24 protein-coding genes are annotated in these 25,269 nt (G+C 62.2%); 14 read left to right on the top strand and 10 right to left on the bottom strand.

The genetic code is table 11. The features are described 5' to 3' along the window. Positions 1-33 precede the first annotated feature (33 nt). Positions 34-1,125, top strand: a complete 1,092-nt coding sequence (aroG, locus tag KI613_RS16525; RefSeq protein WP_226401362.1) for a 3-deoxy-7-phosphoheptulonate synthase AroG — start codon at positions 34-36, stop codon at positions 1,123-1,125. A gap of 154 nt (positions 1,126-1,279) precedes the next feature. On the opposite strand, the gene KI613_RS16520 is transcribed toward aroG, so the two are convergent. Both KI613_RS16520 and KI613_RS16515 read right to left on the bottom strand, forming a co-directional pair. Next, positions 1,280-2,113, bottom strand: coding sequence for a M12 family metallopeptidase (locus KI613_RS16520; protein WP_226401360.1), 834 nt, complete (start codon positions 2,111-2,113; stop codon positions 1,280-1,282). A gap of 196 nt (positions 2,114-2,309) precedes the next feature. Then, complete coding sequence (locus KI613_RS16515) at positions 2,310-3,131, bottom strand: crotonase/enoyl-CoA hydratase family protein (RefSeq protein ID WP_226401358.1); 822 nt, start codon at positions 3,129-3,131, stop codon at positions 2,310-2,312. 439 nt (positions 3,132-3,570) lie between these two features. On the opposite strand from KI613_RS16515, the gene KI613_RS16510 reads away from it, so the two are divergent. Beyond that, entirely contained in the window at positions 3,571-3,750 is a 180-nt protein-coding gene (locus KI613_RS16510; RefSeq protein ID WP_226401356.1) for a hypothetical protein, read from the top strand. Between the two features lie 71 nt (positions 3,751-3,821). Here KI613_RS16510 and KI613_RS16505 read toward each other — a convergent pair whose 3' ends face one another. Further along, a complete protein-coding gene (locus KI613_RS16505; protein WP_226401354.1) occupies positions 3,822-4,037 on the bottom strand; it encodes a hypothetical protein in 216 nt (71 codons plus the stop codon). 46 nt (positions 4,038-4,083) lie between these two features. Further along, positions 4,084-4,662, bottom strand: a complete 579-nt coding sequence (locus KI613_RS16500) for a cob(I)yrinic acid a,c-diamide adenosyltransferase (protein ID WP_226401352.1) — start codon at positions 4,660-4,662, stop codon at positions 4,084-4,086. A 62-nt stretch (positions 4,663-4,724) separates the two neighbouring features. On the opposite strand from KI613_RS16500, the gene hyi reads away from it, so the two are divergent. From hyi to KI613_RS16465, 7 genes are all read left to right on the top strand, one after another. Next, positions 4,725-5,498 (top strand): hydroxypyruvate isomerase, encoded by a 774-nt coding sequence (gene hyi / locus KI613_RS16495; protein WP_226401350.1) that lies wholly within the window; start codon positions 4,725-4,727, stop codon positions 5,496-5,498. Next, entirely contained in the window at positions 5,495-6,751 is a 1,257-nt protein-coding gene (locus KI613_RS16490) for a glycerate kinase type-2 family protein (protein ID WP_226401349.1), read from the top strand. Before hyi ends, KI613_RS16490 begins: the two co-directional genes overlap by 4 nt. 5 nt (positions 6,752-6,756) lie before the next feature. Then, entirely contained in the window at positions 6,757-8,238 is a 1,482-nt protein-coding gene (locus KI613_RS16485) for an FAD-linked oxidase C-terminal domain-containing protein (RefSeq protein ID WP_226401348.1), read from the top strand. Further along, positions 8,238-9,299 (top strand): glycolate oxidase subunit GlcE, encoded by a 1,062-nt coding sequence (gene glcE, locus KI613_RS16480; protein ID WP_226401347.1) that lies wholly within the window; start codon positions 8,238-8,240, stop codon positions 9,297-9,299. Before KI613_RS16485 ends, glcE begins: the two co-directional genes overlap by 1 nt. Before the next feature lie 4 nt (positions 9,300-9,303). After that, on the top strand, positions 9,304-10,539 hold the full coding sequence (gene glcF / locus KI613_RS16475; RefSeq protein ID WP_226401346.1) for a glycolate oxidase subunit GlcF: 1,236 nt from the start codon (positions 9,304-9,306) through the stop codon (positions 10,537-10,539). After that, on the top strand, positions 10,536-11,429 hold the full coding sequence (locus KI613_RS16470) for an HDOD domain-containing protein (protein WP_226401338.1): 894 nt from the start codon (positions 10,536-10,538) through the stop codon (positions 11,427-11,429). Before glcF ends, KI613_RS16470 begins: the two co-directional genes overlap by 4 nt. A gap of 86 nt (positions 11,430-11,515) precedes the next feature. Continuing rightward, positions 11,516-12,292, top strand: coding sequence for a PP2C family protein-serine/threonine phosphatase (locus KI613_RS16465; RefSeq protein ID WP_226401336.1), 777 nt, complete (start codon positions 11,516-11,518; stop codon positions 12,290-12,292). 652 nt (positions 12,293-12,944) lie between these two features. Here the strand turns inward: KI613_RS16465 and KI613_RS16460 are convergent. The 4 genes from KI613_RS16460 to KI613_RS16445 all read right to left on the bottom strand — a co-directional run bounded on the left by KI613_RS16460 (position 12,945) and on the right by KI613_RS16445 (position 17,932). After that, positions 12,945-14,414 (bottom strand): DEAD/DEAH box helicase, encoded by a 1,470-nt coding sequence (locus KI613_RS16460; RefSeq protein ID WP_226405770.1) that lies wholly within the window; start codon positions 14,412-14,414, stop codon positions 12,945-12,947. Positions 14,415-14,575: 161 nt separating this feature from the next. Further along, the gene (locus KI613_RS16455; protein ID WP_226401334.1) at positions 14,576-14,941 is read right to left on the bottom strand and encodes a response regulator; all 366 of its coding nucleotides are present in this window, start codon (positions 14,939-14,941) and stop codon (positions 14,576-14,578) included. Further along, the gene (locus tag KI613_RS16450) at positions 14,925-17,471 is read right to left on the bottom strand and encodes a sensor histidine kinase (RefSeq protein ID WP_226401332.1); all 2,547 of its coding nucleotides are present in this window, start codon (positions 17,469-17,471) and stop codon (positions 14,925-14,927) included. The genes KI613_RS16455 and KI613_RS16450 overlap by 17 nt, the downstream gene beginning before the upstream one ends. Positions 17,472-17,515: 44 nt before the next feature. Beyond that, positions 17,516-17,932 (bottom strand): hypothetical protein, encoded by a 417-nt coding sequence (locus tag KI613_RS16445; protein WP_226401330.1) that lies wholly within the window; start codon positions 17,930-17,932, stop codon positions 17,516-17,518. Between the two features lie 93 nt (positions 17,933-18,025). On the opposite strand from KI613_RS16445, the gene KI613_RS16440 reads away from it, so the two are divergent. From KI613_RS16440 to KI613_RS16420, 5 genes are all read left to right on the top strand, one after another. Continuing rightward, the gene (locus tag KI613_RS16440; protein ID WP_226401328.1) at positions 18,026-19,333 is read left to right on the top strand and encodes an extracellular solute-binding protein; all 1,308 of its coding nucleotides are present in this window, start codon (positions 18,026-18,028) and stop codon (positions 19,331-19,333) included. After that, on the top strand, positions 19,333-20,076 hold the full coding sequence (gene ugpQ / locus KI613_RS16435) for a glycerophosphodiester phosphodiesterase (protein WP_226401326.1): 744 nt from the start codon (positions 19,333-19,335) through the stop codon (positions 20,074-20,076). The genes KI613_RS16440 and ugpQ overlap by 1 nt, the downstream gene beginning before the upstream one ends. Before the next feature lie 64 nt (positions 20,077-20,140). After that, positions 20,141-20,494, top strand: coding sequence for a hypothetical protein (locus KI613_RS16430; RefSeq protein ID WP_226401324.1), 354 nt, complete (start codon positions 20,141-20,143; stop codon positions 20,492-20,494). Positions 20,495-20,683: 189 nt separating this feature from the next. Continuing rightward, positions 20,684-23,305, top strand: coding sequence for an alanine--tRNA ligase (gene alaS / locus KI613_RS16425; RefSeq protein ID WP_226401322.1), 2,622 nt, complete (start codon positions 20,684-20,686; stop codon positions 23,303-23,305). Beyond that, positions 23,302-23,604: a hypothetical protein gene (locus tag KI613_RS16420; RefSeq protein ID WP_226401320.1), complete on the top strand. Its 303-nt coding sequence runs from the start codon at positions 23,302-23,304 to the stop codon at positions 23,602-23,604. Before alaS ends, KI613_RS16420 begins: the two co-directional genes overlap by 4 nt. On the opposite strand, the gene KI613_RS16415 is transcribed toward KI613_RS16420, so the two are convergent. Both KI613_RS16415 and KI613_RS16410 read right to left on the bottom strand, forming a co-directional pair. Then, positions 23,605-23,919 (bottom strand): hypothetical protein, encoded by a 315-nt coding sequence (locus KI613_RS16415; RefSeq protein WP_226401318.1) that lies wholly within the window; start codon positions 23,917-23,919, stop codon positions 23,605-23,607. It abuts the gene before it with no gap. A gap of 95 nt (positions 23,920-24,014) precedes the next feature. Further along, positions 24,015-25,265 carry an EAL and HDOD domain-containing protein gene (locus KI613_RS16410; protein WP_226401317.1) on the bottom strand — a complete coding sequence of 417 codons (1,251 nt, stop codon included), beginning with the start codon at positions 25,263-25,265 and terminating at the stop codon, positions 24,015-24,017. Between the last annotated feature and the right edge of the window lie 4 nt (positions 25,266-25,269).

Genomic DNA, 25,269 nt, shown 5'->3' with positions numbered 1-25,269 from the left:
CCGGGTTTTCAGCATTTTTGGATGAGGCTGGCCATGACGCCGCATAGCACGCAAACGAGCAAACCGAATACCGACGACCTGCGCATCAAGGAAATCAAAGAACTGGTGCCGCCGGCCCACGTTTTCCGGGAATACCCGGTGTCCACCCGCGCCGCCCAAACAACCTATGCCGCCCGTCAGGCGATTCATCGCGTCCTGCATGGCGCCGACGACCGCCTGCTGGTGGTCATCGGTCCCTGCTCGATTCACGACCACGACCTGGCCATCGATTACGCCAAAAAACTGGCCAAGGAAGCCGAGAAATACGCCGAAGACCTCATCGTCGTCATGCGTGTCTATTTCGAAAAGCCGCGCACCACGGTCGGCTGGAAAGGCTTGATCAACGATCCTCGCCTCGACAACACCTTCCGCATCAACGAAGGCCTGCGTCTGGCACGGCGCATTCTGTTGGAGATTAACGAGCTCGACCTGCCCTGCGCCACCGAGTTTCTCGACACCATCACGCCGCAATATACGGCTGACCTCATTTCATGGGGCGCCATTGGCGCCCGTACCACCGAGTCGCAGGTGCATCGTGAGCTGGCTTCCGGTCTGTCCTGCCCGGTCGGCTTCAAGAACGGTACTGACGGCAACATGCGCATCGCAGTCGACGCCATCCGCTCGGCCAACTCGCCGCACCATTTCCTGTCGGTGACCAAGTCCGGCCACACCGCCATCGTGTCGACGACCGGCAACGAGGATTGCCACGTCATCCTGCGCGGCGGCAAGGAACCGAATTACGACGCCGCCAGCGTCGATGCCGCGTGTACCGAAATCGCCAAGTCCGGCCTCGCTGCCCGGCTCATGGTCGATTTTTCACACGGCAACAGCCGCAAGCAATTCAAGCTGCAAATGGAAGTCTGCGACAGTGTTGCCGCCCAGCTGACCGCCGGCGAAGACCGCATCGTCGGCGTCATGGTCGAATCCCACCTGGTCGAAGGCCGCCAGGACATCGTCCCGGACAAGCCGCTGACCTACGGCCAGAGCGTGACCGATGCCTGCATCAACTGGGAAGACAGCGTGACCGTACTGGATCGGCTGGCTGCGGCAGTTCGGGCGCGCCGGGTAGCGGAGGCTGCCGAATAAACAATTGTCGCATCGGCAACTAGTCGTACTTCACGCCGTCATATGAAGAAGCCCGATCGGCGTCAGCCGAACGGGCTTTTTTCATGGTGAGCTTCTAGACCCTCAAAACGGCGCTTCCATGGTCAACCCGAAAAAATCGCCAAAATTGAAATGGCTATTTCGGGTACATCGTCCCGATCATCTTGATGTCGTCTGCCGAGAACTTCGTGTTGCTGTTGGTCGGCCCCTTGCCGTCGGCGAACAGGGCGCCGTCGAAAGCATAGAGCATGATTGACTTGGGATCGAACGCCGTCGCGGCGATGCCGGTTGGCGAGTATTTTTGCAGGACGTTGTATTTGATCGCGTCCTCTGTCCAATAGTTGGGCGGGCCCTGGAAGTACTTCATCACCGCCTTGGTATCCCATTTGCGACTGAAGGTCGGCGTCTGGTGTTCATGGATGCAGCCCAGTGCGTGGCCGAATTCGTGCAGGACGACGCGTGAATATTCGTCGTCCGGCGTCTTGTCGCGTAGCCAGCCATAGTTCATGGTCGGCTGATGCAGCGGGAAATAAGCCTGGTTCAGGGCATCGCGCCCAACTGCGGACCACGATCCGGCATCGGCGTAGAAGGAGATACGGATTTCAGCCGGCGCCTTGGTGACGAACTTGAGCTTGATATTGGCGTGCTTTTCCCATTGGTGGGCGTAGGTCCGGACCTTCCGCTTCATCGTCGTGCTGCCGTCGAGGAACAGGCAGCGCAGCGTCGTACCGGCCGGCCACTTCTTGGTCCTGATGACCGCCATCCGGGCGGCACTGGCCACTTCTTCGGCACTCAGCTTGCCCTTCCTGCCGGCTAGCATGTACTCGCGCAAGGCTTGGCGGGCCGGGCGTTCGGAGTCGAGCTCATCGGGAATGATGCGTTCAAAACAGATTCGGGGATAGGCCGGTTCGGCCGGGAGGGCGGCAATGGGGGTGGCGTCCTTCGGATTCTTTTCGGGTTTGCTTGCCATTTCCAGTTCCTTTTCAAACAATGACGGAGCGCTGATGTCTCCAGTTGGATGTCGAAAGTCGTGGCCGATGGTTTTTGCCCGGAATAAATGACGCATGGCCGGGCGCATGCGGCTGTTTCTAGATTAGGTCAGCACATCGGGATATTCAAATGCCAAGTTTCGGAAGCGCGGATCGCCGCTGTGTTGCGGGAAGGAATCAGTCCCCGAACTGCGCCGCCCGCTTCTCGCGCTGGGCGGCGATGCATTCGTCAAGGTCGGCCGAGAGCAGCATCGCCGCATTCCAGCCGGCGACGTAATTGAGGCCGTCGGCGACAGAGTGATCGCGGCTGAAATTCAGCACGTCCTTGCTGCCGCGAATGGCCAGGGGCGACTTGGCGGCGATGGTTTGGGCGATTTTGCGCACTTCCACGGTCAACCGGGAAAAATCGCCAAATTTGAAATTGATCAGGCCGAGCTTTTCCGCTTCATCGGCGTCCACAGTGCGGCCGGTGTACGCCAGTTCCCGCGTCATCCCTTCGCCAATCAGGCGCGGCAGGCGTTGCAGCGTGCCAACGTCGGCCACCATGCCGAGATCGATTTCCTTGATCGAAAAAACCGCATCCGGTGCCACGTAGCGCATGTCGCAACAGGTAACGAGATCAAGCGCCCCACCGACGCAGGCGCCCTGGATGGCAGCGAGCACCGGTTTGCGGCAGCGTTCGATGCTGCTCAGGCAATCCTGCAGGTCGAGAATTAGCCGACGCAAGGTTTCGCGACTGCGGGCGCCATCGGCGTGAGCAATCTGTTGCTGGATGCTGCCGAGCATCGCGAGGTCGATCCCGGCGCAGAAGTTTTTCCCTTCGCCGCTCAGGATGGCGACGCGTGCCTCCGGCGTGGCATCTACCCATTCGAAAGCCTGACGGATTTCCTGCCACATCGCCTCGTTCATCGCATTCGACTTGTCTGGCCGGTTGAGGCGAACCTCGGCAATGTGATCGACCAGCGTGACGGCGAGGGTGCTGAATTCAAGGGGATTCATCGGCTAGTCTCCTGGCGGGTTTGAGTTTTTTCCGATGTTACGCCACTCGACAAGTGCCGGCGTTACACCTTGGAACATGAGAAAACAGTCTGCGCAGAAAAAAGCGGCACTCGTTTTCCGGGGATGGGAAAGCCGGCAAACGACGCGCCCAGTCGACATGGGAACGCCCTGTCCTTATGCTGTAGTCAGCATGACTGAAGACGAACGCTGGGCACATCTCATCGCTCTTGACAGTGAATTACTCGGGGGTGGGGTCATTCTTTCGGAATGGTGCTCTTTTATCGTCCGGGATGCTGATACTGCATTCGCAGGTGGGGCACATTTAGCGGCGATACTTACTGCCGTTTCCGGCATCGAGACATATCTCCGATCAGAGCATTCGATAACCAAAAAGGAGCGCTTGGTTTAGTTAATTAACCAAGCCGGAATTGATCCCGACTTGAAGGCTGATCTTCACACTTTAAGGAAGTATCGAAACAAGTGGGTGCATGTCGACTGCCCTTGGGAAGACGAGGAGCTTCTTGCGAATCCTAAAGCCATTGAGCGCGAACTGGAAGAAATGGCTTTCTTCTCTGTGCGCGCCTTGCGCAGAACGATTTATGAAAATCAGTGGATCTAGGTATTCAATCCCACGGTCAACCGGAAAAAACCAGCAAAACCGAAATATCTCGGCCGCCTAGCGCCGCCCGCTCAGGCCATCCCGGCCAGCGCCGCGGCGAGGTCGGCATTGTCGTCATCGCCACCGCCGCCGGTATGGATGTTCTGGCTCTCGATGCTGACGGCGTAGCCGGCGATGCGCAGTTGGTCGGCCCAGTGCTCGGCGACCTTGCGTGAGTCGTGCCAGGGGCCGTGCTCGATGATCGGGCGGTCGGTGCCGGTACGATAGGTTGTCTTGACGCGGTACACGGCTCAACCCGGGGTGGTGCGGGGGGGCGGCAGGTGCCGGGGAGTTTTACGCAGCATTTTTGCCCTTTTGCCAGAGCACATCGCCGCGGCCGCCGGCCCGGTTGAGGGCGCGGCCGAGGATGAAGAGCAGGTCGGACAGGCGGTTGATGTAGCGGCGGGCGGCTTCGGACAGCGGCTCGGCGCCGTGCAGGCGGACCATGGCCCGTTCGGCGCGGCGGCAGACGGTGCGGCTCAGGTGGGCGAGCGCGGCGGCGCGGGTGCCGCCGGGCAGGATGAATTCCTTGAGCATCGGCAGGTCGGCGTTGAAGGCCTCGGCCTGCGCTTCGAGACGGGCGACCTGGGCGTCCTTCATGACTTCCATGCCGGGCAGGCAAAGTTCGCCGCCGAGGTCGAAAAGGTCGTTCTGGACATCGAGCAGGGCGGCGCGCATGGCTTCCGGCATGTCTTCGCAGAGCAGCACGCCGAGACCGGAGTTGAGCTCATCGACCTCGCCGATGGCGTCGATGCGCAGGCTGTCCTTGGTCGTCCGGCTGCCATCGCCAAGGCCGGTCGTGCCGGCGTCGCCGGTGCGGGTGACGATCTTCGACAGGCGGTTGCCCTTGCGTTCATGTTCGGTGTCGTTCACGGTGCTTTCTCCAGAGTCAGTGCAGATTATACTTTTGCTCCGCACTACAGACAGCCATCCTTATGCCCCAGTTCGCTGCCAATCTCAGTTTTTTATTTACCGACCTACCGTTCCCGGAGCGTTTCCAGCGGGCGGCGGCGGCCGGTTTTCAGGGCGTCGAGTATCTTTTTCCCTACGACTGGCCGGCCCATGACGTCGCGGAATGGCTCAAGGCGGCCGCTGTCGAGCAGGTGCTGTTCAATCTGCCGCCCGGCGACTGGGCCGCCGGCGAGCGCGGCCTGGCCTGTTTGCCGCACCGCCAGGGCGAATTTGCCGAAAGTGTCGAGCAGGCGCTAAATTACGCGATGGTCCTCGACTGCGAACGGGTGCATTGCATGGCCGGGCTTCGTCCCGCTGGCGTTGGCGAGGTGGAACTGGAAGTGACTTACGTCGCCAACCTGCAATTTGCTGCCGACCGTTTTGCCACCGTCGGCGCGACGGTGATGATCGAGCCGATCAACAGCCGCCTCGACATGCCGGGCTACTGGCTGGACGATGTGAACAAAGCGCTCCGGCTGCTCGACGCCATTGACCGCCCCAACGTCAAACTGCAACTCGATCTCTATCACGCGCAGATCATTCAGGGCGACTTGGCGCGGACCATCGAAGCCAATCTCGGGCGCATCGGCCACATCCAGATCGCCGACAACCCGGGTCGCCACGAACCGGGTACTGGCGAAATCAACTACCTGTTTCTGTTCGATCAGCTCGACCGACTCGGCTACGCCGGCTGGGTCGGCTGCGAATACAAGCCGCTGACGACGACCGAAGCCGGCCTCGGCTGGATGCCTAGGTGACTCCGCGCGACATCCTGCGCCGCCTGTTCGACTCCGCCATTGCTGCGGCCGATCCGGCCTTGTGCGTGCCGACCCATCTGCCGCCTGACGATGGCGGCCGACTCATCGTCATCGGCGCCGGCAAAGCCTCGGCCGCCATGGCGCGGGCCGTCGAGCAACATTGGTCCGGGCCGCTCGAAGGAACGGTCGTCACGCGCTACGGCCACGGCGTGCCGTGCGAACGGATCAAGATCATCGAAGCCGCACACCCGGTCCCGGACGCCGCCGGCGAGGCAGCAGCGCTTTCCATTTTTGCGCAAATTTCCCGGTTGACCGTGGAAGACCGCGTGCTGGCCCTGATTTCCGGTGGCGGCTCGGCCTTGCTTGCTGCCCCGGCGCCCGGTGTCACGCTGGCCGAAAAGCGGGCGCTCACCTCGGCGCTGCTGCGCTCGGGGGCGAGCATTGGCGAAATCAACTGTGTGCGCAAACATCTGTCAGCCCTCAAGGGCGGTCGCCTCGCCGCCGCCGCGTGGCCGGCCTCGGTGCTGACCCTGGCCATTTCAGACGTGCCCGGCGACGACCCGGCTGTCATCGCCTCCGGCCCGACCGTCGGCGATCCGACGACCTGCGCCGATGCGCTGAATGTGCTCGATTTCCACCACATCGCCATTCCCTCCGATCTGCGTCTTCACCTCGAATCCGGCCAACTGGAAACGCCCAAGCCGGGCGATCCGCATCTGGCCAACAGCGAATTCCGCCTCATCGCCAGTCCGCGCCAGATGCTCGAAGCGGCCGCCGTTGAGGCGCAACGGCTCGGCATGACGCCGCTCATCCTCGGCGATGCCATCGAAGGCGAGGCGCGCGAAGTCGCCAAGGTCATGGCCGGCGTGGCGCGCTCCTGCGGTCAACACGGTTTTCCGGCCAAAAAGCCCTGCGTCCTGCTCTCCGGTGGCGAAACGACGGTGACGATGCAAGGCGACGGCCACGGCGGGCGCAACACCGAATTCCTGCTCAGCCTGGCCCTGGCGCTCGACGGCGCGCCGGGCATTCACGCCCTGGCCGCCGACACCGACGGCATCGACGGCAGCGAAGACAACGCCGGCGCCTTCATCGACCCAACGACGCCGGCCCGGGCGCGGGCGTCCGGACTCGACCTGCGCGCCCGGCTGGCCAACAACGACGCGTGGACCTGCTTTTCCGAACTCGGCGACCTGCTGGTCACCGGCCCGACGCGCACCAACGTCAATGATTTTCGCGCCATCCTCGTAGAATGACCGCCATGAGCTCGCCCGATCCCGCCTTCTCGACTGACCTCGCCGCCCTTGCGGCGCGGCTGCGGCTGTTCCTGCCACCACATTGTCTGCTGCTCGGCGAAGAAGATCTGCGCCCCTACGAATGCGACGGCCTCACCGCCTACCGCGAACTGCCGCTGGCCGTCTGCCTGCCGGAAACCGAGGCGCAGGTCATTGACATCCTGCGTACCTGCCACAGCCTCGGCGTGCCGGTTGTGGCGCGCGGGGCAGGCACGGGATTGTCCGGCGGCGCCATGCCGCATGCCCAGGGCGTCGTCTTGTCGCTGGCCCGTTTCAACAAGATTTTGCGTGTCGACCGCGCCGCGCGACTCGCCGTGGTGCAGCCCGGCGTGCGCAACCTCGCTGTCTCGGAAGCGGCGGCGCCCTACGGCCTCTACTACGCGCCCGACCCGTCGTCGCAAATCGCCTGCACGCTGGGCGGCAACGTCGCCGAAAACTCGGGCGGCGTGCATTGCCTCAAATACGGGCTGACCGTCCATAACGTCCTGCGCATCCGCGTCGTCAGCATCGAAGGCGAGGCCTTCGAGATCGGCTCCGAAGCGCCCGATGCCGCGGGCTACGACCTGCTGGCGCTGCTGATCGGCTCCGAAGGTATGCTCGGCGTCGTCACTGAAGTTACTGTCAAGCTGGTGCCCAAACCCGAACTGGCGCAGGTCGTCATGGCCTCGTTCGCCGATGTCGCCAAGGCTGGCGATGCTGTCGCTGCGATCATCGCCGCCGGCATCATCCCGGCCGGGCTGGAAATGATGGACAAGGCCGCCACCGCCGCCGTCGAACCGTTTGTGAAAGCCGGCTACGACATGAACGCCGAAGCCATTCTGCTCTGCGAGTCGGACGGCACGCCGGAAGAAGTCGCCGAGGAAATCGCTCGCGTCACCGAAGTGCTCAACGCCGCCGGTGCCAACGAAATCCGCGTCTCGCAATCGGAAGCCGAGCGCCTGCGCTTCTGGGCCGGGCGCAAGGCGGCGTTCCCCGCCGTCGGCCGCATCACGCCCGACTATTACTGCATGGACGGCACCATCCCGCGCAAGCGGCTGGCCGAAATGCTGTCATCGATTGCCGCCATGGAAACCAAATACGGCCTGCGCTGCGCCAACGTCTTCCACGCCGGCGACGGCAACCTGCATCCGCTCATCATGTACGACGCTTCGCAGCCCGGCGACTGGGAGCGAGCCGAAGCCTTCGGCGCCGAAATCCTCGAATTGTCGGTGGCGCTCGGCGGTTCGATCACCGGTGAACACGGTGTCGGCATCGAGAAAATCAACCAGATGTGCGTCCAATATGCGACGCCGGAAATCGAAGCTTTCCACCGCGTCAAGGCCGCCTTCGACGAAACCGGCCTGCTCAATCCCGGCAAGGCTGTGCCCAGCCTGCACCGCTGCGCCGAATATGGCCGCATGCACGTCCATCACGGCGACGTGAAATTCCCCGAGTTGGAGCGCTTCTGATGCAGCTTGACACCATCGTTTCCGCCGTCAAAGCCGCTTGCGAAAGCCGCACCCCGCTGCGCATCCGCGGCGCCGGCAGCAAGGATTTCTACGGTGGCCTGCTGGCCGGCGAAGTTCTCGATGTTTCCGGCCATTGCGGCATCGTCGCCTACGAGCCGACCGAGCTCTACATCACGGCCAAAGGCGGCACGCCGCTGGCCGAGGTCGAGGCCACGCTGGCCGAAAAGGGCCAGATGCTCGCCTTCGAACCCCCACATTTCGCTGGCGCCACAGTCGGCGGCTGCGTCGCCGCCGGCCTCTCCGGCCCGCGTCGGCAACAGGCCGGTGCCGTGCGCGACTTCGTGCTCGGCGTCAAGCTGGTCGACGGGACCGGCCAGATGCTCAGTTTCGGTGGCCAGGTTATGAAAAACGTTGCCGGCTACGATGTTTCGCGTCTCATCGCCGGTAGTCTCGGCACGCTGGGTGTCATCGCCGAAGTCACGCTCAAAGTGCTGCCCAGGCCGGTGGCCGAAACGACGCTGGTTTTCGCGTGCGATGCGACCGAAGCCATTCGCCGACTCAACGACTGGGGCGGCCAGCCGCTGCCGATTTCGGCTTCCTTCTGGCATGACGGCCAGCTCTGGCTGCGCCTCTCCGGCGCGCGGGCGGCGGTCGAGGCGGCTACCAGCAAGCTCGGCGGCAATTCCACGGTCAACCCGGAAAAACACTGGAATTCGATACGTGAGCAAACGCATCCGGCCTTCGCTGCCAGCCCGTTGTGGCGACTGGCGCTGCCATCGACCGCGCCGTGTCCGGAACTCGACGGCCTGCGCGCCATCGAGTGGGGCGGGGCTTTGCGCTGGTATGCCGGCGAAGTCGATGGCGATCACCAGGCAGTACGTGTTGCCGCCGCCAGCCTCGGCGGCCACGCCGTGCTCTACCGCGCGCCGGAATCGCTGCGCTGTCTGGACGGGGCATTCGCCGAGTTGCCGCCAGCCTTGCTCGCCTTGCATCGCCGCCTCAAAAAAGCCTTCGACCCGCAGGGCATTCTCAACCCCGGCCGGCTGTACGCGGAGTTTTAGGCTGATGGATACGAAAATTACCGCCGAACTGCGCGCCACCCACGCCGGCCAGATCGCCGAGGAAATCCTGCGCAAGTGCGTCCATTGCGGCTTCTGCACGGCGACCTGTCCGACCTATCAACTGCTCGGCGACGAACTCGACGGTCCGCGTGGCCGCATCTACCTGATCAAGCAGGTGCTCGAAGGCAAGGCGGTGACCGAAAAGACGCGCACCCACCTCGACCGCTGCCTGACCTGCCGTTCCTGCGAAACGACCTGCCCGTCGGGCGTCAAATACAGCCATCTGCTCGATGTCGGGCGCGCCGTGGTCGAGGCAAAACTGCCGCGCCGTTTCGCTGACCGTGTGACACGCGCGCTGCTGAGAACCGTGTTGCCCAACCCCGCGCTGTTTGGCCCGGCTATTGCCGTTGGCCGGGCGGTCCGGCCGCTCTTGCCGACCGCTCTGGCCGACAAGTTGCCGCCCGCCCAGCCGTCCGGCGCGCCGTGGCCGAAGCCGGCCGCCCACGGGCGCCGCATGCTGGCCCTGGCCGGTTGCGTCCAGCCTTCGCTGGCGCCCAATATCAACGCAGCCACGGCGCGCGTCTTCGACAAGCTCGGGATCGAATTGTTTGAAGAAGCCAAGGCCGGTTGCTGCGGCGCCGTGCGTTTCCACCTCAACGACCACGAAACGGCCAAGAACGACATGCGGCGCAACATCGACGCCTGGTGGCCGCATGTTGAGGCAGGTGTCGAGGCCATCGTTGCCACTGCCTCCGGCTGCGGCGTGCAGATCAAGGACTACGAACACATCCTGGCCGATGACGCGGTCTACGCCGAAAAAGCGGCAAAAATCAGCGCTCTGTGCCGCGATCCCTCAGAAATTCTGGCCGGTGAGAAAGCCGCATTGCTGCCCTTGCTGGCGTGCCACACCGAAAAACGCGGCAAGCTGGCCTTTCATTCGCCCTGTACCCTGCAACACGGCCTGCAGATTCGCGGCAGCATCGAGGTCTTGCTGCAAGCCGCCGGCTACGAATTGACGCCGGTCGCCGACAGCCATCTATGCTGTGGCTCGGCCGGCACCTATTCCGTCCTGCAGCCCGAACTGGCCAACAAACTGCGCACCAACAAGCTGGCTGCCCTCAATGCCGGTGGCCCGGCGCTGGCGGCGACGGCCAATATCGGCTGCCTGACCCACTTGCAGGCGGGTAGTACACTGCCCGTGCGGCACTGGATTGAATTGATTGACGAGGCAACGGCATGAGCCACGACGTACCTTCCGTATTTGAGATCACCCGGTCGCTCGGCGCCGACGATGCCGCCCGCATCAAGCGCCTGCTCGAGAACGGCGTCAAGCTTCCCGCCCAGCCGCGCGTCCTCGAAGAGCTGCGCCAGCTCATCAACCGCAGCGAACTCGATGTCCGGCTGCTGGCTCGCGTCATCAACAAGGATCCGGGGCTGACGGCGATGCTTTTCAAGGTTGTCGGCAATTCGGCCTACCGCCAGCACCAGCCCTTCGATTCCGTCGAAACCATCCTCCATGCCGTCGGTGTTCATCAGACGTTCAATCTGGTCCAGGCCATCGCGTTGTCCGGGGCGGGCGAGATCAAGAAAAATCGGCGTGTCTACGAGGCTTTCTGGGCGCGTTCGCATGCCGTTGGGCAATTGGCCATGCTGATTGCCGACGAGCGGGTCGCTGTCTGCAATATCTTTCCTGATCAGGCTTACCTGGCCGGCATCTTCCACGATTGCGGCGTGCCCCTGCTCATGCAGCGTTTCCCGACCTATTGCGCCGAGATGAAACTCGGAGCGCCCGGCATCTGGATCGATCTGGCCGAAGAGGACCGGAAATTCAATGCCGATCATTGTGTCGTCGGCTATCTGGTCGCCCGCCACTGGCACCTGCCCGAGTTCATTTGCGATGCTATCCGCTACCACCACGCCATCGGCGAACTGGGCCAGCATGAAGCGCGCAGCATGGTGGCCATAGTCCAGCTCGCCGTCGATATCTACTATCGCGATCAGCGCATCGCCAGCCCCGAGTGGGAGCGGGTAAAGCATGAGGTGCTGCCCGAGCTTGGCCTCAACGACGACGCGCTGCCCGAATTTGTCGATATCGTTCTTGAACGATTCGGCGGCGTGGTCGAGGCTTGAATGCCCGGAGAAAAAGCAAGGCAGGACACAGTGTTAATGGCCGCTAAACCCTTCCGTGATAAGCTTCCCCACAACAAGGGGGATGGATGGCAATAGCAGTCGACGCCTGCGCAGCGCAGCATCAAGGGGATCGCAAGGAACAACAGGATCGCGTAGCGATCCTTCCGCACGCCCGCAAGCGCGGCGTGGCATTGGCCGTTGTTGCCGATGGCATGGGCGGCCACACCGGTGGTGCGCTGGCTGCCGAACAGGTGGTACATACCGCAAAAACCAATCTCGACCAGTTTTCGTCCGCCGATGAGGACCCCCAGCGCATGCTCGAAAACGCCATGCGTGAAGCGCACACGATGATCAAGGCATCGCGTTTCATGAACGAAATGGATCCTCACAGCACGGCGGTCATGCTGCTCCTGCAACCGGGGAAAATCACCTGGGGGCACTGCGGGGATAGCCGCCTTTACCATTTTCGCGGCCACAAGCTGGTCGAGCGCTCCGTCGATCATTCCTACGTTGAGCACCTTGTTGCCCTCGGGAAAATCACCGCGGAGCAGGCGCTGACCCACCCCAATCGCAATGTGCTGCTGGCTTCACTGGGCGGGCAGGACGACCCGAAAATAACGCTCTCAGAAACGGTCAATCTCGCTTCCGGCGATGCCTTCGTACTCTGTTCGGATGGCCTCTGGGCTTACTTTGATGACGAAGAACTCGGCATGTTGGTCGCCCAGAATTCGGCCCGGCAGGCCTGCGAGATATTGATCGACAAGGCGCGGCGGCGGGCCAATGGCAGCGGTGACAATCTTTCGCTGGCTATCGTTAAACTGATTGAGGCATTGCCGGTAAAGGGACCTGCGGCGAGGGTCTGAGTCTTTGCGTTGTGCCATGGGCACATATGCGAAATGGCGCTTTCCCGGTTGATCGGCATGGGGGTCCGCCTTGCTGGCGGGCGTACTTTCTTTTGCTTCGCCAAAAGAAAGTAGCCAAAGAAAAGGCGACCCCAAGGTCGGCGCCCTTCGGGTCCCTTGCGCTACTCGGCAGACCGGGCGGCTTGCTAAACTCGCCTTCGGCTCAGACAACGCAAGCCGACTTCCCCCGGCCCGCCTGCGTTGCTCAGCGCCTCTCATGGGGACCCCAAAGGCGTCCACGCTCGACCGTTTTGCCCAAAAAACAGACTTCCACGGTCAACCGGAAAAAAGCCCAAAAACGAAATCTGTTATTCAGGCACCCAAGCTCAAGCACGGGGTGTTTCACCGGGCCCCTTGGGAGGTGCCGAGCAACGCAGGAAGGCCGGGGGCAGTCGGCGAGGACTGTTTGAGGGGCAAAGCCCCGAGTTCCGCAGCCGCCCGGCCTGCCGAGTAGCACAGGGAACCGGCGCAGCCGGCACCGACCCAGGGTCGCCTTCTTTTTGCTTACTTTTTCTTGGCGAAGCAAGAAAAAGTGAGACGCCCCGCAAGGGCGGAAGCCCAAGCCAATTAATACGGAAAGCCCCTGCGCCAGAAAGGCGCCGTTTGGTCCTTCCTACTTGCGCCCAAGCCCACCCAGCAACGCCGCAACAACCCGCTTCGGCTTGTGCGGATCGACCTTGGCTGCTGCCGTGGCTGAATCCGGCACATCGCCGCGTGGCGAATTGTCTTCGTAAGGCTTGCTGAAGTCGAAACCGTCAGCCGCGATCATCGGATTGCGACGCGGCGGGCGGCGGTCCTGGCGGTCACTCCGTTCCCGCTCCGGGCGCGCTGGACGTTCGCTGCGCTCGGGGCGTTCGCCACGTTCCGGTCGTTGGGCGACCGGGGCGATGACCGGAGCGCTGCGTTTTTTCTTGTTGCCCGGGGGGTATTCGTATTCCGGTTCCGGCTCGAAACCGGCGACTTCGACCTGTTCAATCGGCCGCTTGATGAGCTTTTCAATATCGACCAGATAAACGACTTCGCGGGCGCTGACCAGCGAAATGGCGTTGCCCAGCTTGCCGGCGCGGCCGGTACGGCCGATGCGGTGCACGTAGTCTTCAGGGGTGTGCGGCAACTCGTAGTTGATGACGTAGGGCAGGTCGTCAACGTCGAGGCCGCGAGCGGCGACGTCGGTGGCAATCAGGGCATCGGTTTCACCGTTCTTGAAGGATTCGAGGGCCTTGATGCGTTCGAGCTGGCTCTTGTCGCCGTGGATGGCGTCAGCCTTGATGCCGGCGCGCTGCAGTTCGCGGGTCAGTCGCGAGCAGCCCTGCTTGGTCCGCATGAAAACGAGACACTGGCGGATTTCACTGGATTTGAGCAGTTTGATCAACAGGCCACGTTTGCCGAATTCGGAAACCGGATGGACGCGGTGGGTGATGTTTTCCGAGACCTGGTTGCGGCGGGCGACCTCGATGAGGATCGGCGACTTGAGCATGGTGTCGGCCAGCTTCTTGATTTCATCCGAGAAGGTGGCGGAGAACAGCAGGCTTTGACGCTGGGCCGGCAGCATGTTGAGGATGCGTGTGACGTCGGGGACAAAGCCCATGTCGAGCATGCGGTCGGCTTCGTCGAGGACCAGGGCCTGGACGGAATTGAAGCTGACGCTCTTGTTTTCGACGTGATCGAGCAGGCGACCGGGGGTGGCGACGAGAATTTCGACGCCTTTTTTCAATTCGGCGATCTGCGGCCGGATATCGACGCCGCCGAAGGCACACATGGCGCGGATCGGCGTGTGCTTGCTGTAGGTCTTGACCGACTCATAGACCTGCATGGCCAGTTCGCGGGTCGGCGCGAGGATCAGGGCGCGTACCGGGTGCTTGGCCGGCGACGGGCTGCTGCTGGCAAAGGGCAGGATGCGCTGCAGGATGGGCAGCGTGAACGCAGCCGTCTTGCCGGTGCCGGTCTGGGCGCCGCCCATGATGTCCTTGCCGCTGATGACGAGCGGGATGGCCTGGGCCTGGATCGGCGTCGGCTTGGTGTAGCCCTCGTCGAGCACAGCGCGCAGGAGTTCGGGCGCCAGGCCGAGGTCGGCAAAGGTGATTTCGGGCACTGCGTCAGCAGCGATGATGATGGCGTTCTCGCCAGCTAAGGTATTGATTTCAGACATGGGGCATGATTATACGCTTACCAGCCCTTTAGTACCGGGATGCTTGAGGGGCGGCCTGAAAACGAATCCCGATCGGCTGCGAAAAATGGCGGCGATTAGAGGTTTGCCGCAATCTCTTCGAGGCGCTGACGGCTGATCGGTTTGACCAGGACATCGTCGAAGCCTTCGGCGAGCAGACGTTCCCGATCCTCCGGGAAGGCGTGGGCGGTATACGCCACGATGCGCAGGGGCTGGCTTGCCTCGGCGGCCCGGAGCTGGACGCAGGTGTCTTCGCCGGAGAGGCCGGGCATGCTGATGTCGAGCAATACGAGGTGGAATGTTTGCTTGGCGGCCAGAGTCAGTGCCGCACTGCCGCTCTCTGCCTCGACGACCGTCCAGCCGAGCCGTTTGAGCATGGCGGAGGCGAGCAGGCGGTTTGTGGGGTGGTCGTCGACGACCAAGGCGTTACGTTGTTCGGTCATGACTGATATCCAGTGGCAGGTAAACCGTGAAAGTTGATCCGACGCCGACTTCAGACTCGAGCGTGACCATCCCGCCCATATGTTCTGCCAGTTGGCGGACGAGTGCCAGCCCTAATCCTGTCCCGCCGTGTTCGCGGGTCAGAAAATTTTCCAGTTGTTTGAATTTCTCGAAAATTGTTTCGCGGCTTTCCAGTGGGATGCCGGGGCCGGTATCGCGAACGGCGAAGGCCACTTGATGGCCGACCCGGCTGATCCGGAGGCTGATTCGGCCGGTTTCTGTAAATTTGACAGCATTGCTCAATAAATTGTTCAGAATCTGGCGCAGGCGGGTCGGGTCGGTGGTGATTTCGGCGGGCAGGTCTTCGGCAAGCTGGAGTTCGAACTGCAGGCCTTTTGCCTCGGCGCTGACCTGATGTCCGGCCGCGCTTTCGCTGGCGACGTCGGCAAGCGAAATGGCGATCTGATTGAAACGCATCTCGCCCGATTCGATCTTGGCCAGGTCGAGAATTTCATTGACCAGGTTGAGCAGGTGGCCGCCGCTTTGCTCGATGATCTCGACGTAGCCGCGATGTTCCGGGCTTTCCAGCTCGCCTTTGAGCAATTCGGCAAAGCCGAGGATGCCGTTGAGCGGGGTACGCAGTTCGTGCGACATGGTGGCCAGGAAGGCAGATTTCTGCCGGCTGGCTTCCTCGGCCTTTTTCCGCGCTTCTTCGAGTCGATTGAAGGATTCTTCGACCGAGTCGGCCATCCGGTTGAAAGACCGCGACAGTTCGCCCATTTCGTCGGAGGAGCCAGCATCCAGGCGGTGTTTCAGGTCGCCTTCTTGGAAGGCGTGGATGCCGGTGATCATCGCCGTGATGCGCCGGGTCAGCAGTCCGGCCATCCAGATGGCAATGCCGATGACGATGGCCACCATGAGCAGCGTCGAGGTCCACAGGCCGATGCCGGTCGAGGTCAGGCTTTCGGCAATATGGTCGAGCAGTTCGCCGCGCTGGATGGCCAGGCTGGCATCCTTTTCTGCAACGAGCTGGTTGATCCGGCCGGCGGTGTCGGTCGCCGCCTTGTGGAAGTCGTCGACATTGGCGCCGATGGTGACAAAGCCGAAACCCTGCGGCGACTTGCCGTACTGGCCGGTGTAGTAGGGGATGGCGGCAGCGGTGGTCAGCTTCCACAGGCCGGAGAAAAAAATGACGAAGGAGCCGGAGCCGCCGTGCTCGGTCAGCGCATTCCAGCCATCGCACTGCGGCGAGAAATTCAGATAGCGACAATCGAGGCCGACCGTGCCGGCCTTGACCAGCTCCTTGGCCGGCTTGAGTTTCAGGTTCTGGTTGCGAAAGGCGGGAATGCCGGCGAGGAATTCATCGGATGGCTTGCCGCTGGCCTGCCATTCGGCGTACAGCTCGGTGTCCATCCACGGCGTTGCCGGCAGGCCGGTCTGCGGGTCGTAGCCGACGATGAAATAGTCGCGCGGATGGGAAATCGAGCGGCTCTTGTAGTCCCAGATGAAGGCGTAGTTGCCCTTGATGGCGTCGGCGATCGGCGTGTAGCGTTCGTCGGTCGGCATGAGGCGATCGGAGAACTGACGGATGTGGTCGTGGTCCAGTGCCAGCGTAACGTAGCCGGTTATTTGCCCACCACTGACGACCGGCATGGCCCAGCGGACAATGCCGCGGAAGCGCTTGCCAACGGGGTTTTCCGTGCCGGCATAGGCTGACTCTTCAGGCGTGAAGGGCTTGCCGGCTTTTTCCAGGGCGGCGGGCAGGTAGGGACCGATGACCTGGGTCGGGACGTAGGCGCCGATGACGTCGGAAACGTAGATTTCGCCGGCTTTCAGCTTTTTGAGCACGGGGAAATAGGTTTCTGCCTTGACGAAGGTATTGCTGCGGTCGACGACATTTTTAAGGCTTTTTTCGGTCAGCTGACCGGTAGTGACCTTGATCTTCTCGTTGCCGTTGAGATCGACGAAGGTCATTTCGACGAACAGTGGGCGCTGCTCGGCTTCGCCAAAATATTCCGGCGGGCGGGTGTGGAAATCCCTGGCGTTGTCCGCCAGCACCGGGCGGCTGACCTTGGCTTCGCGGACGGCTGGTGTTTCGGGGATCCACGATTGACCATCCGCGGCCAGCTTCCACGGGCCATGTTGATAGATCGGCCGACTACGCTCGTTCAGAAAACGGCGGAAGGCGGCTTCGGATGGGGCAAGTACGGCGGCTTGCCGGATGTCGCTGTCGCGGTCATGCAGGAAAGAAGCGATTTCCTTGGCGGCGTCCGTGGTCAGCGCTTCAATGGCTTCGCGCGAGCGCTGGTCGAGGGCGCGAATGGAGTCGTCGGTAACGGTCTTGCCGACCGTTTTGATCGTCGAGAGCATGGCGTCGGCCATGCTGCCCGCCTTGGCAGAAACGTCTTCGCCCAGTTGAGTGGTGGCGTACCAGGCAAATCCGGCCAGCAAGAGCAGCGGAACGACCTTGATCAGGACAAAAATGCCGATCAGTTTGCCGCGAATGCCACCCAGAAATGCTGGAAATTTCATGTCTCCTACCTTCCGGGCGGATTCGACGAGGATGTTCCTGCTGCTTAGTGTTTCTCGGCCTTTGGCTCAGGCTCTGCCTTGGCTTCTGCTTTGGCCTCAGCCTTGGTTTCGGCTTTGGTTTCACTTTCGCTGGCAGTCTCCTGGGCTTTCTTCTTTTTCTTGCTCCCCGGGCCTTCCGGTGGGGGGAGTTGCGGTGCGATTGTTTCCAGCTTGTTCTCGCGCATGTATTCGTCCATCTCGCGCCAGCCGGTGTAGATGCCCGCCTTGGGCAGCCAGCTGTAGATCGCATAGCAGTCCTCGATGGCGCGGCCGGACTGGCGGCAGGCACTGCCAACTGCCTTGGCCTCCTGTTCGGTCTTGGCTTCTTTTTTGGCTGGATCTTCGAGGCCGAGCTTCTGGCCGACCTGGTCGCAGGCGCTGAGTCCGAGGATGGCGAGAATAAGAAAAATTCGCTTGATCATGCGCTGGATTTTCGCATATTTGCGAAAAGTGTGGGGCGTGTGTCGTGGCGCGCGGCTTTATAATTTAGTTCTTTAAGAACTGCTGGAGTATTCATGTCGTATTGCATTCGTCCCCTGACCGTCGCCATTACACTGGCCCTGGCCTGTTCTGTCGTGCAGGCCAAGCCAGCCAAGGCGGTCAAGCCTGCGGCCAAGCCGGCGGCTACGCCGACGGTTTCTGCCGAATTCGAATTGGCCCACAATTTTGGCCCGGCCGGTGAGGAGCGTTTGCAGGCAATTATCGACCGCTTCAACAAGGAGTCGGGCAGTACCTTGAAGCTGGTGCGCCTGGAAAAGGGCGACAAGCCGGCGGTGCTTAACCTGATGCGCCGTTATGACATGAGCGATGTCCTGAGTCAGCCCAAGGCCTTTGTGCCCCTGCACGACATGATGGCCAAGGCCGGTCAGCCACTCAAGTTCGGCGAGCTGTCGGGTGATCTGAAGGCCGGTGCAGTCGATGCCAAGGGCAAAGTCGTTGCCCTGCCGGTGCTTTATTCGACCCCGGTGCTGTTCTACAACAAGAACGCTTTCCGCAAGGCCAAGCTGGATCCCGAGCAGCCGCCGAAGACCTGGTTTGAAATGCAGGGCATGCTCGACAAGCTGCAGGATGCCGGCTACGCCTGCCCCTACACTTCGTCGTGGCCGGTCTGGGTGCACGTCGATAACGTCAGCGCCATCTCGGGTGTGCCGGCGGCTACCGAGAAGGGGCTACTGACCTTCAATGGCCTGCCGCAGGTCAAGCACCTGGCGATGATGGCAACCTGGAGCAAGGCCAATTACTTCAAGCTGTTCGGTCGTCGCAACGAAGCCAGCGCCAAGTTCCACGAGGGCGAGTGCGCGATGATCACCACCGATTCGCGCGAACATGTCGATTTTCGCGATGCCAAGGGTGTCGAGTTGGGCGTCGCAGCGCTGCCGTATCACGACGATGTCTATGGCGGTCGCCAGTCGTCGCTGGCTGATGGTGCTTCGCTGTGGGTCGGCGCCGGTCGGACGCCGGCGCAGTACAAGCAGGCGGCGAAATTCGTCAGTTTCATGCTGTCGCCGGAAATGCAGCTGGAAATGGTCCGCGTCTACGGTGGTCTGCCGATGACCTCGGTCGCCCGTGCCGCCGCGCACAGCAAGCTGCTCAAGGATGACGACAAGACGCTGGAAATTGCCTACGCCTCGCTCAAAGGCAATGGCAGCAAGCCGGCCGTGCGTGTCGCCAACATTGACCCGGTGCGCATCATTACCGACGAAGAGATGGAAGCCGTCTGGGAAGACAAGAAGCCGGCCAAGGCGGCGCTCGATACCGCGGTCAGCCGCGGCAATGCGCTACTCGGCGCCAAACCGCTGTTGAAGAAGGCGCAGCCCTTCTGATGAATTTCCCGCTGCCGCGCTGGATTGGTCATCGCGGTGGCGGGGCGCTGGCCCCGGAAAATACGCTGGCCGGTATCCGGCTGGCGGGTCGGATGGGCTTTTCGGCGGTCGAGTTTGATGTCATGTTGTCCGGCGATGGCACGCCCGTGCTCATTCACGACGAAACGCTGGAGCGGACGACGAATGGCCAGGGCTTGGTCGGCGAGACGCCCGATGCGCAACTCTTTGCGCTGGATGCCGGCGATGGCGAGCGGGTTCCCTGTTATGCCGATGCGGTTGCCGCCTGCCGCGAATATGGCCTGCTGGCCAATGTCGAGATCAAGCCGGCGGCGGGGCTCGAGCGCCAGACGGCGGAAACGGTGGCTCGCCTGAGCACCGGCCTGTGGCAGGGCGCCACGGTGCAGCCGCTGATCTCGTCGTTTTCGCTGGAGGCGCTCGAAATTGCCCGCGATCTGGCGCCACAGATTCCGCGCGGCGTGCTCTTCGAACGGGTGCCGGCCGACTGGCTGGCCGTGGTGCGGCGTCTGCGAGCGGTTACCCTGCATTGCGCTGCCAGGCATTTGAGCGACGATGTGCTGGCCGAGGCGCAGGCCAATGGCATTCCCGTGCTGTGTTACACGGTCAACACGAAAAAAGCCGCAGAATCGCTGTTCGAGCGTGGCGTCAGCGCCATATTTACCGATCGCCTCGACCTCTTCGTCGCGGAAACAAGTGCTTACAAAGGCTTGCATTTGCGCGGCTGATTTTTGCGCCGGAATATTTTCTAATGACGTTCAGGGAGTTCGCCCTAAATACCAGGAGAAAATCATGAAAATCATCAAGACCATCGCCGTACTTTCCCTTGTTCTGCCCGCCCTGGCCTTCGCCCAGGCCAACACGCCGCGTGTCGATCAGCGTCAGGCCAATCAGGAACAGCGCATCGATCAGGGCGTCGCTTCCGGCAGTCTGACCCAGCGCGAAGCCAACCGTCTGGATCGGGGCCAGCAGCATGTCGACAACATGGAAAACCGCGCCAAGTCCGACGGCGTCGTGACCCGCGGTGAGCGGGCCCGCCTGCATCAGGCGCAGGAAGTCCAGAGCCGCCGCATCTACGCACAAAAGCACGACCGCCAGCACGATTTCAACCACAACGGCCGGGTTGACCGTCCGCGCCGCCGTTGATTGCTCTCGGCAGCCGATGAGACCCGCCAATTGGCGGGTTTTTCATTTCTGCGGTCAACCGGAAAAAAGGGCCAAAATTGAAGCCCGTTTTGAAACCCGAGTTGAATCCTTTTTCGGGGGCTCAAGTTCCTGCCGCACCTGCGTTAAAATCACGGATTCCGAATTCAACGCCTTGAAGGCCGCCAGCTTATGAAAAGCTCCGAAATCCGCCAGCAGTTCCTCGACTTCTTCGCCTCGAAGGGCCATCAGATAGTTTCCTCGAGCTCGCTGGTGCCGCACGAAGACCCGACGCTGTTGTTCACCAACGCCGGGATGAACCAGTTCAAGGACGTCTTCCTCGGTTTCGACAAGCGTCCATATTCCCGCGCGACGACTTCGCAGAAATGCGTGCGCGCCGGCGGCAAGCACAACGACCTCGAAAACGTCGGCTACACGGCGCGCCACCACACCTTCTTCGAGATGCTCGGCAACTTCTCATTCGGCGACTACTTCAAGCGCGACGCCATCAAGTACGCCTGGGAACTGCTGACTGAAGTCTACAAACTGCCCAAGGACAAGCTGACGGTCACCGTCTATGCCGAGGATGACGAAGCATACGACATCTGGACCAAGGAAATCGGCGTGCCGGTCGAGCGCGTCATCCGCATCGGCGACAACAAGGGCGCCCGCTACGCCTCAGACAATTTCTGGATGATGGGCGACACCGGCCCCTGCGGTCCGTGCACCGAAATCTTCTACGACCACGGCGAAAAGTACTGGGGCGGCCCGCCGGGATCGCCGGACGAAGACGGCGACCGTTTCATCGAAATTTGGAACAACGTTTTCATGCAGTTCAACCGCGACGAAGCCGGCGTCATGCATCCGCTGCCCAAGCCCTCAGTCGACACCGGCATGGGCCTCGAACGCGTCTCCGCCGTGCTGCAAGGCGTGCATGCCAACTACGAGATTGACCTGTTTCAGGCGCTGCTCAAGGCCGCCGCCCGCGAAACCAGCGATGCCGACATGGATTCGCCGTCGCTCAAGGTGCTGGCCGACCACATCCGCGCCTGCTCCTTCCTGATTGCCGACGGCGTCATTCCTGGCAATGAAGGTCGTGGCTACGTCCTGCGCCGCATCATCCGCCGCGCCATCCGCCACGGCTACAAGCTCGGCGCCCGCGCCGCCTTCTTCCACAAGATGGTGCCCGACCTCGTCGCCGAAATGGGCGATGCCTACCCGGAACTCAAGGAAAACCAGGCCAAGGTCGTCGCCACGCTCAAGCAGGAAGAAGACCGCTTCTTCGCGACCATCGAGCACGGCATGGAAATCCTTGAAGGCGAACTCGCTGCCATGGCCGCCAAGGGTGTCACCGTCTTCAACGGCGAAACCGCCTTCAAGCTCCACGACACCTACGGCTTCCCGCTCGACCTGACAGCCGACATCTGCCGCGAGCGCAACGTCACCGTCGACGGCGCCGCCTTCGACGCCGCCATGGCTCGCCAGAAGGAACAGGCGCGCGCCGCCGGCAAGTTCAAGATGGCGCTCAACCTCGATTACGCCGGCCAGGAAACCATCTTCCACGGCTACGAGTCGCTCGAAGCCAAGGGCAAGGTGTTGGCGCTCTACAAGGACGGCGCCGCCGTCAACGAACTCAACGAAGGTGATTTCGGCGTGATTGTTCTCGACCACACGCCGTTCTACGCCGAATCGGGCGGTCAGTGCGGCGACCGCGGCGAGCTCAAGGGTGTCGGCGGCATTTTTGCCGTCGAAGACACCCTGAAGATCCAGGCGGCTGTTTTCGGCCACCACGGCATCCTGAAAACCGGCAAACTGGTCATCGGCCAGGAAGTCGGTGCCAAGGTCGATACCGTTGCCCGGGCTGCCACGGAGCGCAACCATTCGGTTACCCACCTCATGCACAAGGCGCTGCGCCAGGTTCTCGGCCAGCACGTCCAGCAGAAGGGCTCGCAGGTCGATCCGGACAAGACCCGTTTCGACTTCGCCCAAAACACCCCGATGACTGCCGAGGAAATCCGCGAAGTCGAAGAGATTGTCAATGCCGAGATCCTCGCCAATGCGGCGACCGACAGCCGCGTCATGGGCATCGACGATGCCCAGAAGTCCGGTGCCATGATGCTTTTCGGAGAGAAATACGGTGAAGAGGTGCGCGTCGTTGCCATCGGCTCCTCGAAGGAACTGTGCGGCGGCACCCACGTTGCCCGTAGCGGCGACATCGGCCTGTTCAAGATTGTTTCCGAGGGCGGCGTCGCGGCTGGCGTGCGTCGCGTCGAGGCGATCACCGGAACCAACGCGCTGGCCTGGGTGCAGGCCCAGGCGAGTCGCGTTGCCGGCGTCGCCGCCTTGCTTAAGACCCAGCCGGACGATCTGGCCGAGCGCGTTGTCAGCATTCTCGACAACGTTCGTGCGCTGGAGAAGGAACTGGCTCGCCTAAAGTCAAAACTCGCCGCTTCCCAGGGCGATGATCTCGTCAGCCAGGCCGCCAACATCAAGGGCGCCAAGGTGCTTGCCGCTACGCTCGAAGGCGCCGACGTCGCAACGCTGCGCGAGACCATGGACAAGCTCAAGGACAAGCTCAAATCGGCGGCCATCCTGCTCGCCTCGGTGGTCGATGGCAAGGTCACGCTGATTGCCGGTGTGACGGCTGACCTGACCGGCAAGGTCAAGGCCGGCGAACTGGTCAATATGGTCGCCCTGCAGGTTGGCGGCAAGGGCGGTGGTCGTCCCGACATGGCGCAGGCTGGCGGTACGCAGCCGGAAAACCTGCCGGCGGCGCTGGCTTCGGTGTCGGCCTGGGTCGAAGGCAAGCTGTGAAAGCGGCTTTTGCGCTGATGCTGGTCTTGGCGGCGGGACAGGGCTTCGCCGCCGAACTCGACCGCACGCCGCTCGAGGCTGCTACGGTCGACGGGAAAAAAGTGCGTCTTTTCCCGAATGGTCGCTGGGAGTTTGTCGATGCCGCGATGGCGGCCGAGGCGCAGAAAGTCGCCGCTGAGTATCCGGAAAACAAGGCCCGCCCGGCCGCTGGGCAGGGCGGTCTATTTGGTGTCGGCCGGACAGTGATGCCCGGCGACAAGGATTACAACCGCGGCTCGCTCAATCCGAAGATGCGCTGACTACGGAAGGCGCTGATCGGGCGGTACTTCGCGGATAAATTCACCCTCGATTACCTGATCGCCACGCGTCGGTTGATCAAAACCCGTTTGCTGGGCTTCGCGCATTTGCTGCATCTGCTTGCGAAGCGTGCGCGTTTTCCACCATAGCCAGCCGCCCAGCGCCACGCCGAGAACGGCGACAACGGCCAGGGCGACCAACGAAAACATGAAAGCCAGCACCATGAAGGCCGCGCTCAGAACGAAGGCCGCCAGCTTGGCCAATGGGCCGGGCGGGGTGCCTTGGCGAAACTGAGGGTTGTGCCGGGTGCTGTCCATGGTCTGGCTCACGTGGTGAAAATGAGGCAATTGTAGACGAGTGCCCGCCCGTGTTTGTGCGGGAGCTGTCGCCTTTTTGTAACGGTCAGCGCTACCTACGCCGCTGCTTCCTGACCGATGCTGTTGGACCATTGCAGCGCTTGCGTCTGGGCGTGGTTCAGCGCTTTCGGGCTGAGACCCGGCAATTCGCCGAGGGCTATGGTCAACCCGGAAATATCGCCTGATTCGCTGCTTTCGGCCAGGCGGAGCAGGGCGCCCAGCGAGCCGCTGCCGGCGCACAGAGCGTCGCGCACATTGGCGGTCAGGCCCAGCGGGGCAACGATCTCGGCGATGGGCTGGCCGACCAGTGCTGGCATCAGCGACATGATGCCGGCCATGAAGGCCTGGTCGGCAAAGCCGATGTCGCCCGGCTGCAATTTGCCGGCCAGCAGTTCCATGAGTCGGCCGCGGGTGGCGGACAGGAGGAGCAGCGGGTTGCTCGTGCCGCTCGGGTTGCCGGCCGAGAAGACCAGCAGTTGCAGCCAGCGTTGCAGTTGGCGGCGGCCCAGGACGGTGATGGCGTGGCCGAGCGAGGTGATTTTTTCGCTGCTGCCCGAGCCGACCGAGTTGGTCATGCGCAGCAGATTGATGGTCAGGCCGGGTTCGGGCTTGAGCGCTGTTTCGATTTCCGATGTTGGTGCATCGCCGAGTAGCAGGCCCATGAGTTTCATGAGCGAAATCTGCGAATGATCGAGCTTCTTGCCGGAAATGATAGTTGGCTTGGCGAAGTAGTAGCCTTGGAACAGCGTGAAGCCGAGCTTCAGGCACTGTTCCATTTGCTCGCGCGAATCGACTTTTTCGGCCAGCAATTGCTTGCCCATCGGCTTCAGCTTCATGACCAGTTGCATGAGCTGGATGCGTGACAGCGGCTGGATATCGACCTTGACGATTTCGACTAGCGTCAGCAATTCAGCGTATTCAGGTTCAAGCTGGATGACGTCGTCGAGCGCCAGCGTAAAGCCGGCTGCTTTGAGGGCGACGCAGCGTTCGATGACGGCCGGCGTCGGCGGGACGGTTTCGAGGATTTCGAGAACGACGGCGTGGCGCGGCAGCAACTCGAGCAGGTCGCTGAACAGAAAGGCCTCATCGACATTGATGAAGCCGCGATATTCGCCCAGCGCCGCCTCGACGCCGAGCTCGGTAAAAGCATTGGCGATGACCGTGGCGGTAGCCTGCACGCCGCAGGTGATGTCGGCGAAGTTGCGGCTACCGCTACGGAAAAGCAGTTCGTAAGCGAAAAGCTGCTGATTGCGGTCCAGGATGGGCTGTCGCCCTAGAAATAGCTGGTCGGCGGCGTTTTCGCTCACGAGT

It is taken from the genome of Ferribacterium limneticum, from assembly GCF_020510585.1.
GTDB lineage: Bacteria > Pseudomonadota > Gammaproteobacteria > Burkholderiales > Rhodocyclaceae > Azonexus.
Note: the sequence above shows the minus strand (reverse complement) of the source record. Positions and strands in the feature narration are given on the sequence as shown.